Raw genomic sequence first — 10869 nt, 5'->3', positions numbered from 1 at the left:
CGGCCGCCGGCGTGCGGTTCCACGGGTGCCACCACAGCAGGCCGCCGATGACGACGACCGCGAGCGCCCCGGCCATCAGCGTGCGGCGCGGGCGCCGTGCGGCGGGAGACGCGGGGTCGTTCGAAGGAGGCGTGGGCTTTTGTTCGTTATCCATCGTGTTCTGTCAGGAAGACGGCGCGGCGTGCCGGAAATCGGACTGCTGGGCTGCGCGTGGGCGGGCGGTGCCGGGACGGGGCGCCCGGCTCGGTCCGGGGCCCCGCCGGCCTGCGCGGGAAAAGAGCGGTGCGCACCGCGAAGGCGGCGCGACGATGGGCATGATCCTACGTCCCGTCCCCGTTACAGTCCAGTGGACTATCTTTCAACGGGTTACGGTCGTTACAGAACGCAATTGGACGATGACGAATCGATTACACGGCGTGCCGCCGGGCCGGTGCGCCGCCGATCTCGCGGGTGATTTTCGCGATGCATTCGTGCAGCGCGGGCACCACGTGTTCGTGCAGCCATTCGGGCGGGCACTGGTGCGACGCGCCGCCGCAATTCACCGAATAGCGCTGCCCCGACGGGCCGACGAAACCGGCCGCCACCGCATTCAGGCCCTCGCGCCATTCGCCGATCGCGATCGCGCACCCGTCGCGCATTGCGTCGTCCAGCGCGGGGGTCAGGCGCGCGGACACGTGCGGCCAGTCGTCGCCGGCCGTGGTGCGCAGCGACTCGAGCAGCAGGCGGCGTTCGTCGTCCTCGAGTGCGGCGAGATACGCACGGCCTACCGCGGTGCGTGCGATGTCCATCCGCGAGCCGATCTCGAGACGCGTGACGAGCACGGCCGAGCGCGGCCGGATTACGTCGATCGCGACCATGTCGAGCCGGTCGCGCACCGCGAGGTGCACGGACAGGGACGTGCGTTCGGCCAGCTCGATCATGAACGGCCGCGAGCGCGCGCGGATGTCGAAGTTGCGCAGGAAGCCGTGGCTCAGTTCGAGCACCGACGCGGTGAGCACGAAGCGCTCGCTGTCGGGCAACTGGAACAGGAAGCCGGCGCTGACGAGCGTCGCGGTGATGCGCGAGACGGTCGGCTTCGGGATGCCGGTCAGTTCGGTCAGCTCGCGGTTGCTGACGGGCGCGTCGGCAGCCGCGATGCGACGCAGGACGGCGAGGCCGCGGGCGAGGGCGGTGATTTCGTCGGGCGAGGATTCACGGTCCCGCGACGCGGGAGGGGTTACAGTGGTCGACACGAGGGATTCTCTCTATTTCCGAAACTCGATTTCAATTTTGTTGGTATTGTAGGACTATTGTCAAAGGATGCATGTTCCGCGGGTGAACCGGTCATTGGATGAGATTTTACGGGTTCACCCTTGGTTTATTAGGAAAACGCTCAAATGAGCGTTGCCAGAAAGTGCATGAACCGGTGCAAATACCGCTTGACTTGTCGGGCGGAAACGGAAAGAATGTCTCACGTTTTCGAAACATCGTTTCAAGAGTTTAACCGGCAACGATGTTTCGCGCAGTCTCTCAGGTTCTAGCACGGCCCTCGGAATGGCTAGAACTTTTTTAGCGCCACGGTCTCCGTGGCGCTTTTTTTTGCCCGTTTTTCTGCTCGCCCGCCCGGACGCGTCAGGCCCGTATTATCCCCCGATCGTCGAAACCCCCCGTTTACACCCGCTCGGCGTCTGCTCGCGCGTGCGCCTGACGCGATTCGCACGCGCAAAAAAAAGCGCGATGCCCGCACTGGGCATCGCGCATCAAACGGCGTGGAGCGCCGACGAATGATCGGTGATGAAGAAAGGGACGCCCGGTTAGGGACGCCCGGTCAGGGACATCCCGGCCGGCGGTGGCGCCTCCTCGCGCGGCCCGGTCAGGCCTTCGCGAGCTTGATGCTGGTCTGCTCGGCCGTCAGGTAGCCGACGCTCGCGCCGAAGCGGTCCTTGAAGTTCGCGCGCACGAGCGGGTCGAGCGTCGGCTTGACCTTGTCGTGCAGCGGCGATTCCCAGTCGCCCGCGTGCTGGAAGTTGCTCATGATGTACGTCCAGCCGTTGATCTCGTCGACCGCGTGCAGGCCCGTCGATTCCGCGCCGGCCGGGCACGACAGCACGCGCACCAGCGACTTCGTGTCGACGTTGTACGCCCACAGGAAGTTGTTCACGTGCATGCCCGAGTCTTCGCCGATGAAGAGCGTGCGCAGCTTTTCGGAGAACTTCAGGTTGTCCGGGTTCGCGATCTTGTCCGGGTTCGCGAGGTTGCCGAGCCCGTCGGCCGCGGCGAGATCCTCGCCGACGAGCGCGGCCGGCGCGCCCATGTCGACCGGCACCCATTCGCTGTCGATCGCGCTGCCCGTCGTGTCGCGCTGGCTGCCCTTCAGGTTCAGCGCATAGACGGCGCCCGCGGCGATCTTCTTGTCGACCGCGACGTCGCGCGACGCCGCATTGCCCTTGACCATCGACGTCTCGATCCGCGACATCGCCGTGTAGACGATCTTGTCCTTCGCGTTCACGGTCGTGCCTTCGAGCTTCGTGAAGCCCATGCTGCCGCCGAGCAGCGCCGCATAGCGGTGCGTCTCGAGGAACGCGGCCGCCTTTTCCATCCCCGGCTTCACGCGCATCCAGTTGAACTTGCCGCCGAAGTGGATCTTCGTGTAGCTCGCATCGTTCGGGTCGGTGGTCACCAGGTCCATGATGTCCGACGCCTTCAACGTGTTCGCGAGCGCTTCGATTTCGCCGCTCGTCGCGTGGCCGATCCTGATCCACGTGAGCGTCGCGGTGCCGGCGCCAGCCGACGAGGTCTGCGTCCACTTCGCGACGTACAGCGTGCCGGCCGACAGGTCGGCGGCCTTGTCGGCGACGAACATGAACAGGCCGCCGTTGGTGGCGTCGTCACCCATCATCACGGTGCGCTGGTCCGGCATCACCTGGATCAGCTCGTGCGAGATGCGGCCGAGGCAATAGTGCTTCTTCACGGTGCCCGTGCCGTCGGGATTCACGGTGATCTCGGGCAGGTGGCCGTAGTGGTAGGGGTTCGCCTTCGTCTCGTCGCCGAACGTGTTCCTGCTGAACGCCTTGAACTGCGCGTCGGTCGCGGCCTTGGTCGCGTCCGGCTCGTACTCCTCGCTCGACAGGTGCGTGCCCCACGGCGACAGGCTCGCGCCGCACGTGATCCACAGGCCGTGCGCCTTCGACGTGTCGACGTTGTGGTACTTGACGACCTTCAGCGCGCCGTTGGCCGGATCCTGGTCGAGCGTCAGCACCGCGATCGGCGACGGCAGCTGGCCGTACTGCGATGCGCTCGCCTGGTCGCGCGTCGTGTATTCGAACTGCACGACGGCGAACACCGTGTTGCCTTTCACGCCGGGCACGTTCGCGTTCTTCAGCGTCAGCAGCGAGCTGCCGTCCGGGCAGTCGGAATAGAACTGGCGCTCCTTGCCGGCAACCGAGCGGTCGATGATCGGCTGGTTGTTGATGTCGTAGTAGCCGCCCGCGAGCGTCGTGCCGCCCTTGCCGTCCGGCACCATGTCGCCCGTCACGAAGAACGGCCGGTACGCGAGCTTGAAGTTGCGCGCCGAGCCGTCCGAGAACGACACCGACAGCGTCGAGCCGACTGTCGTCGTGGCCATCGCGGCCGCGTTGTCGAGCGTCGGGGCGGCCATCGCCGAGAACGTCGCCGACGTGTACGCGGCGGCGACCGGGGCCGGCGTCGACGCCGGATTGTCGTCGCCGCCGCAACCCGTCAGCAGGGCCGGCAGCGCGAGGCCGGAAAGGGGAAGCATCGGCGCGCCGGCGAGGATCTTCAGGGCCTGACGACGGGAAGCATTGGGCAACGCGGGCATGTGGAGTCCAGTTTCAGTTGTTGGAAGAATGGCCTTCGCGAAGCAGGCGCTCGGCAAGCGTCGCGAAGGCAAATTGAAAACTGGACGGAAGTGTAAGGACGCTCGATGAAAGTTTTTTGAATTGAAAACGTAATGGCGAGCCGGGCGTTCGTCAGGGGCTCAATCGCGTTCGGGCGTCGCCGAGATGCGGTGGATCGACAGGTCCGCGCCGTCGAACTCGGCTTCGCGGTCGAGGCGCAGCCCGACGGTCGCCTTCAGCGCACCGTACACGAGCGTGCCGCCCGCGGTCGCGATCGCGATGCCGCCGAGCGTGCCGACGAGCTGCGACATGAACGACACGCCGCCGAGGCCGCCGAGCGCGGGCAGGCCGAACACGCCGGCCGCGAGGCCGCCAAGCGCGCCGCACATGCCGTGCAGCGGCCATACGCCGAGCACGTCGTCGATGCGCCACTTGTTCTGCACGCAGGTGAACATCGCGACGAACAGTGCGCCGGCGGCCGCGCCCGTGAAGAGTGCGCCGATCGGGTGCATCACGTCGGAGCCCGCGCATACCGCGACGAGGCCCGCAAGCGGCCCGTTGTATGTGAAGCCCGGGTCGTTGCGGCCGGCCATCCACGCGGCGAGCGTGCCGCCGACCATCGCCATCAGCGAGTTCACGGCGACGAGGCCGCTGATCTTGTCGAGCGTCTGCGCGCTCATCACGTTGAAGCCGAACCAGCCGACCGCGAGCACCCACGCACCGAGCGCGAGGAACGGGATGTTCGACGGCGGGTGCGCGGCGATCCGGCCGTCCTTCGCGTAACGGCCGTGGCGCGCGCCGAGCAGCAGGACGGCCGGCAGCGCGACCCAGCCGCCGAACGCGTGCACGACGACGGAGCCCGCGAAATCGTGGAACGGCGCGCCGAACGCGTGCGCGAGCCAGGCCTGCAGGCCGAAGCGTTCGTTCCACGCGATCCCTTCGAAGAACGGATAGATGAAGCCGACGATGATCAGCGTCGCGACGAGCTGCGGATTGAACTTCGCGCGCTCGGCGATGCCGCCGGACACGATCGCGGGAATGGCCGCCGCGAAGGTCAGCAGGAAGAAGAAGCGCACGAGCGCGTAGCCGTTGTGCTGGGACAGCGTGCCGATGTCGTCGAAGAACTCGACGCCGTACGCGATCGTGTAGCCGATGAAGAAATACGCGAGCGTCGACACCGAGAAGTCGACCAGGATCTTCACGAGCGCGTTGACCTGGTTCTTCTTGCGGACCGTGCCCAGTTCGAGAAAAGCAAAGCCCGCGTGCATCGCGAGCACCATGACGGCGCCGATCAACAGGAACAGTGAGTCGACGCCGGATTTCAGACCATCCATGCCGTGGCTTCCTTGCGCAAAAAACGGGCAAGGAATGCAAATATCGAGCCAACTTGGTGAGCCGTCGCATGGAGTTGGTGCCCGTGCGCCGCGTGGTGAGGCATTCCGATGGATCGTGCACGGGAAGAGGGCGTGACCGATGCGAGCCGAGCGCGATGCCTGATGCACGCACGTGGTGCGGCGCGTACGGAACTGGTGCGCGTGACGAGTCGGTTGATGCGGCGTGGTGCGCGATGGTGCGCGGCGGCGCACCAACCGGCGCGTTAGTGGCGCATTAGTGGCGCGTGAACAGCTGGGGCGGCCGGCGCAGCCGCAGCGCGCACGCCGACCAGTAGGCGGCAACGGTTGTCAGCCCGAGCGCGGCGAACGCGAGCGCCGCGAAGCCCGCGAGCGACTGGCCGTCGCCGTCGGGGCCGAGGATGCCTTGCGCGACGATCAGCGCGGCGGTCCAGAAGCCGATCACGGCCTGCGCGAGCAGGCGCGCGGTTGCGACGCGGCGCGGGCGCCCGGATTCGGCCAGGCGGTGCGCCGACCGCGGGCGCAGACACAGGAACAGGGTGGCGGCGAGCAACGCGGCCAGGGCGATGAGCCAGTCGACGAGGAAATCCATGAGAAAAAGGGGGCACGTCCGAAGCGGGTTGAAGCGTGCCCACTTTAGAGTCCTCGCGTGTGCGATTGAATCAGACGAGTCCGAAATTGAAAGCCATTTTTAATGGCGGGGCGTGATTGGCCCTGTTCAACAGGCGGTATCATCGACGTCGGTCCAACCACGAGGCCGCGCCACGCGCGGCCGGAGATTGCTGATGAAGATGAAGACATCGCGGGCGCGTCGCGTGCCCGGGTCCGTACTGGCGGCCGTGGCCGCCGGTGCGCTGCTGTTGCTCGCGGGCTGCGAGAAGTCCGGTGCGCCGGTCACGCAACCCGATACGGCCGCGAGCGCGGCCGCCGATGCCGCGAACAATGCGGCCAAGGCGCTCGACCAGGTGGCGAGCACCGTCAACCAGCAGATCAACGCCGCGAAGGCCGGCATCGCGTCCGCGGCGTCGGCCGTGCCGCCGCTGTCCGCGAGCGGCCTCGCCTCCGCCGCGCAGGCGCAGATCGACGCGGCTGCTTCCGCGGTCGTCGCGCATGCGGCTTCCGAAGCCGGCGCGAAGATCGCCGAAGCCGGCAAGAAGCTGCAGCAGTGGAGCCAGCAGAATGCGTCGGGCGCCAAGCCCGCGAGCGGAGAGTGACGCGAGCTTGCATGATCCACGAAATGTAATTATGATAGTTACACATGTCGCCGGCCGCAGGATGGGCCGGCGTCGTCAAGTGAGTGAGGAATGAATACCAGCAGCCGGTTCGCGTTTGCCGTCCACGTGCTTGCCTTGCTGTCGATGCAGGAGGGCGTGCCGCTATCGTCCGACATCATCGCGGGCAGCGTGAACACGAATCCGGCGCTGATCCGCCGCTTGCTGTCGATGCTGGCGGCCGCCGGGCTGACCACGTCGCAGCTGGGCGCGGGCGGCGGTGCGCTGCTGGCGCGCGAGCCTGGCGCGATCACGCTGCTCGACGTATATCGGGCGGTCGACGATGCGCAGCTGTTCGCGCTGCACCGCGAGGCGCCGAATCCCGCGTGTCTCGTCGGGCGGCACATCCAGGGCGCGCTGACCGACTACATCGGCGACGCGCAGCGCGCGATGGAAGCCTCGCTTGCTACGCGCACGCTGGCCGACGTCACGGCCGACGTGCTGGATCTGGAGCAGCGCACGCAACATGAGGCGCGCGCCGGCGCGTAACCGGCGGCAGGGCAGGAAGCCGGACGGCGCGTTTGCGCGGCGACCGGCGCAACGGGGGCTTTGCCCCGTTTTTTTCGGTCTTATCTGTAATTGACTTTGTTACATATTTTGCTTACTGGAGAATCGACATGACGCAACGTACCCTGAATATCGCGCTGTTCGGTGCCACCGGCACGATTGGCTCGCGCATTGCCGCGGAAGCCGTGCGACGCGGCCATCGCGTGACCGCGCTGTCGCGCCATCCCGGCGCGGCTGGCGACGGCATCACCGCGAAGGCGGCCGATCTGTTCGACGCGGCCAGCATCGCGGCTGCGCTGCCGGGTCATGACGTCGTCGCGAGCGCGTATGGCCCGAAGCAGGACGATGCAGCGAAGGTCGTCGCGGCCGCGAAAGCGCTGGTCGCCGGCACCCGCCAGGCGGGCCTGAAGCGGCTCGTGGTGGTGGGCGGCGCGGGTTCGCTCGAAGTCGCGCCGGGCAAGCAGCTGGTCGACAGCGAAGGCTTTCCTGAAGCGTACAAGGCGCAGGCGCTCGCGCACCGCGATGCGCTCGGCTACCTGAAGACGGTCGACGATCTCGACTGGACGTTCTTCGCGCCGGCCGCGATGATCGCTCCGGGCGAGCGCACGGGCACGTTCCGCACGGGCGTCGGCAAGCTGATCGTGGATGCGCAGGGCAACAGCAGGATCTCGACGGAAGACTACGCGGTCGCGTTCGTCGATGCGCTCGAGCAAGGCAGCTTCGTGCGCGAGATCGCGACGGTCGCGTATTGAGCGGCGCGCCGGCCGGCGCGTGAGCATCGGGCCGGCCGCGACGTGCAGGAACGCCAGGCGATCCCACCTTGACGGGCGGGATCGCCTGTTTCGTCTGGAGCGTGCCGCGTGCCGGCGGACTCACCCGTCCCGCGCGCGTACCGGATCGGTATTTATACCGGTCGACGCGGCGAGGCGGTTTTCATATTGTTCCCCGTTGTGCAGGATGAATAGAATAAATTTCTATCTACGAGGGACTGGAGAAATGGACGCCATCGATCGCAAGCTGCTGGAGCTGTTGCAGGCGGATGCCACGCTGCCGATCGCGGAACTGGCACAGCGCGTGAACCTGTCGCAGACGCCGTGCTGGAAGCGCGTGCAGCGGCTCAAGGAAACCGGCGCGATTCGCGCGCAGGTCGCGCTGTGCGATCCGCGCAAGCTTGGGGTCGGCACGACCGTGTTCGTCGCGATTCGGACGAACCAGCACACCGAGGAATGGGCGCAGCGGTTCACGCAGGCCGTGCGCGACATGCCGGAAGTGGTCGAGGTGTACCGGATGAGCGGCGAGACCGACTATCTGTTGCGCGTCGTGGTGGCCGGCATCGACGATTACGACCGCGTCTACAAGCAGCTGATTCGTACGGTGCCGCTGTTCGACGTCAGCTCGTCGTTCGCGATGGAGCAGATCAAGTATTCGACCGCGCTGCCCGTGCGCGACCTTGCCGAGCCGGCGTAGCGCGGCAATGAAACGGCGCGGGCGTGCAGCGCGCCCGCGGGTTCAGCGGCCGCGCGCCAGTGCGCGTGCGCGCTCGTCGGCCAGTGCGTCGCGGCGCACGAAATCCGCGACGAACGGGCTGGCCGGATGGTGATGCAGTGCGTACGGCGTATCCCATTGCGCGAGCCGGCCATCCTTCATCACGCCGATCCGGTCGGCGATCGCGAACGCTTCCGCCTGGTTGTGCGTGACGAGGATCGCGGTGTGGCCCGTGCGTTTCAGGATGTCGCGCAGCTCGAACGCGAGCCGCTCGCGCGTATCGACGTCGAGATTCGAGAACGGCTCGTCGAGCAGCAGCAGTTCCGGTGACGGCGCGAGCGCACGGGCGAGTGCGACGCGTTGCTGCTGGCCGCCCGACAACTCGTGCGGATAGGCGCTGCCGGAATCGGCGAGGCCGACGAGATCGAGCATTTCCGCGACACGCATGCGCCGTTCGGTCTTCTGCATGCGCCGCAAACCGAACGCGACGTTGTCGGCCGCGCTGAGGTGCGGAAACAGCGCGTAATCCTGGAACATCATGCCGATGCGGCGCCGCTCGGGCGGCACGTCGAGCGACGGCGCCGCAACGGGCGCGCCGTCCAGCACGATGCGCCCCATGCGCACCGGTTCGAAGCCGGCGATCGCGCGCAGCACGGTGGTCTTGCCGCAGCCCGACGCACCGAGCAGGCAGCCGATGTCGCCGCGCGGCAGCGCGAGGCTCAGGCCGTCGACCACCGTGCGGCGGCCGTGCGGCGTGTCGTAGGCGAGGCAGAGGTCATCGAGTTCGAGCAGGTTCACGGTGTCAGGCTCCGATCTTGTGGCGGGTGCGGGCGAGCAGGATCACGGGCACGAGCCCGGCCAGCACGATCGCGAGGGCGGCGACTGCGCCTTCCTCGTAGGTGCCGCGCGCCGCTTCCGCATACAGCCAGGTGGCGAGCGTGTCGAAGTTCAGCGGACGCAGCAGCAGCGTCGCCGGCAATTCCTTCATGGCGTCGACGAACACCAGCAGTGCGCTCGTGGTGAGCGCGGGCCGCAGCAGCGGCAGGTGCACGCGGCGCAGCGTGCCGCCGGCCGTTTCGCCGAGCGAGCGCGCCGCCTGTTCCAGCGACGGCGGGATGCGCGCGAGGCCGGCCTCGATGCTGCCGGTCGGGATCGCGAGAAAACGCACCGTGTAGGCGATCACGAGCGCGGCCGCCGAGCCCATCAGCAGCAGCCCGTCGCGGCCGAGTGCCGCGCCGAACAGCCGGTCGGCCGCCGCGAACGGGATCAGCAGGCCGATCGCGAGCACGGTGCCGGGCACCGCATAACCGAGGCTCGCGATTCTCGCGCACACGCGGGCCGGGCCCGCGCCTGCGCTGTCGCGTTGCGCGCGCGCGGCCCATGCGACGACGAGCCCGCACGCGAGTGTCGCGACGGTGGCGGCGGTGGCGATCGTCAGCGTGTTCGCGAGCCCCGTCATCAGTTGCGCGGACACGCCGCCGACGAGATGCAGCCGCTTGGCCGTCTCGACCGCGAGATACGCGGCCGGCGCGCCGAAGCCGAGCAGCACGGGCAGCCAGCCGAGCACGGCGGCGCCCCATGCGGCCGTGCCCGTCAGGCGGCGCGGCGCAATCGGCCGCATGCGCCGGCCGTGCGCATAGCGCTGGCGGCGGCGCCCGTAGCGTTCGAGCACGATCATGCCCACGACGATCGCGAGCATCGCGAGCGCGATCTGTGCTGCGCCGGCAAGATCGGACCGCGTGATCCATGTCGTGTAGACGGATACCGTCAGCGTCTGCACGCCGAGGAATTCCGATGCGCCGATATCGTTCAGCGTTTCGAGCAGCGCGAGGCTCACGCCGACCGCGATCGCGGGCCGCGCGAGCGGCACGACGACGCGCCAGAACGTGGCGATGCGTCCCGCGCCGAGCGTGCGCGCGGCTTCGAGCAGGCTCGCGGACTGCGTGACGAACATCGCGCGCGTGCTCAGGTAAACATAGGGATACAGCACGAAACCGAGTACGAAGATCGCGCCGGGCAGCGAGCGCAGGTCGGGCAGGCGGAACTGGCGCGGGCTGTCGAAGCCGAGCAGCCAGCGGACCGCGCCCTGTACGGGGCCGATCGGGTGCAGCAGGTCGAGATACGCGAACGCGACGATGTAGGTGGGCACCGCGAGCGGCAGCAGCAGTGCCCATGTGAGCACGCGGCGGCCGGGAAAGTCGTATGCGGTGACGAGCCACGCGCAGCCGGTGCCAACGATCGACACGATCGTGCCGACGCCCGCGAGCAGCAGCAGCGTATTGACGAGCGCCTGCGGCAGCACGAATTCGGCGAGATGCCGCCAGTGCGCGAGATCGGCGTCGAACGCGGCGGCCACGAGCACCGCGAGCGGCGCCGCGACCGCCGCGGCGATCGCCAGCGCCGCGAGCAGCCACAGGC

At 67.9% G+C, this 10869-nt stretch carries 10 protein-coding genes and 1 pseudogene; 4 read left to right on the top strand and 7 right to left on the bottom strand.

The genetic code is table 11. The features are described from left to right. From DPV74_RS34020 to DPV74_RS34000, 5 genes and pseudogenes are all read right to left on the bottom strand, one after another. Positions 1-154 (bottom strand): annotated as a pseudogene (locus DPV74_RS34020) (multidrug transporter subunit MdtA); the annotation flags it as partial. A gap of 253 nt (positions 155-407) precedes the next feature. Further along, positions 408-1232 carry an IclR family transcriptional regulator gene (locus DPV74_RS34015; RefSeq protein ID WP_057056455.1) on the bottom strand — a complete coding sequence of 275 codons (825 nt, stop codon included), beginning with the start codon at positions 1230-1232 and terminating at the stop codon, positions 408-410. Between the two features lie 620 nt (positions 1233-1852). Then, entirely contained in the window at positions 1853-3817 is a 1965-nt protein-coding gene (locus DPV74_RS34010) for a PhoX family phosphatase (RefSeq protein WP_059695494.1), read from the bottom strand. A 159-nt stretch (positions 3818-3976) separates the two neighbouring features. Beyond that, positions 3977-5170, bottom strand: a complete 1194-nt coding sequence (locus DPV74_RS34005; protein WP_119338779.1) for an ammonium transporter — start codon at positions 5168-5170, stop codon at positions 3977-3979. A gap of 274 nt (positions 5171-5444) precedes the next feature. After that, a complete protein-coding gene (locus DPV74_RS34000; RefSeq protein ID WP_059695496.1) occupies positions 5445-5780 on the bottom strand; it encodes a hypothetical protein in 336 nt (111 codons plus the stop codon). A gap of 193 nt (positions 5781-5973) precedes the next feature. On the opposite strand from DPV74_RS34000, the gene DPV74_RS33995 reads away from it, so the two are divergent. From DPV74_RS33995 to DPV74_RS33980, 4 genes are all read left to right on the top strand, one after another. Further along, positions 5974-6402, top strand: a complete 429-nt coding sequence (locus DPV74_RS33995; protein ID WP_021159399.1) for a hypothetical protein — start codon at positions 5974-5976, stop codon at positions 6400-6402. A 90-nt stretch (positions 6403-6492) separates the two neighbouring features. Next, complete coding sequence (locus DPV74_RS33990) at positions 6493-6948, top strand: Rrf2 family transcriptional regulator (RefSeq protein WP_060086508.1); 456 nt, start codon at positions 6493-6495, stop codon at positions 6946-6948. A gap of 128 nt (positions 6949-7076) precedes the next feature. Then, positions 7077-7718 (top strand): NAD(P)-dependent oxidoreductase, encoded by a 642-nt coding sequence (locus DPV74_RS33985; RefSeq protein ID WP_059695498.1) that lies wholly within the window; start codon positions 7077-7079, stop codon positions 7716-7718. Between the two features lie 244 nt (positions 7719-7962). Next, the gene (locus DPV74_RS33980) at positions 7963-8433 is read left to right on the top strand and encodes an Lrp/AsnC family transcriptional regulator (protein WP_006484401.1); all 471 of its coding nucleotides are present in this window, start codon (positions 7963-7965) and stop codon (positions 8431-8433) included. Between the two features lie 42 nt (positions 8434-8475). Here DPV74_RS33980 and DPV74_RS33975 read toward each other — a convergent pair whose 3' ends face one another. Together DPV74_RS33975 and DPV74_RS33970 are read right to left on the bottom strand one after the other, a co-directional pair. Next, a complete protein-coding gene (locus DPV74_RS33975) occupies positions 8476-9249 on the bottom strand; it encodes an ABC transporter ATP-binding protein (RefSeq protein ID WP_059695500.1) in 774 nt (257 codons plus the stop codon). A 4-nt stretch (positions 9250-9253) separates the two neighbouring features. Beyond that, positions 9254-10867, bottom strand: coding sequence for an iron ABC transporter permease (locus DPV74_RS33970; RefSeq protein ID WP_119338778.1), 1614 nt, complete (start codon positions 10865-10867; stop codon positions 9254-9256). Positions 10868-10869 lie beyond the last annotated feature (2 nt).

The sequence above is a fragment of the Burkholderia sp. HAN2018 genome, from assembly GCF_024704855.1.
Taxonomy (GTDB): domain Bacteria; phylum Pseudomonadota; class Gammaproteobacteria; order Burkholderiales; family Burkholderiaceae; genus Burkholderia; species Burkholderia cepacia.
This window is presented reverse-complemented; position numbering and strand designations above follow the sequence as displayed.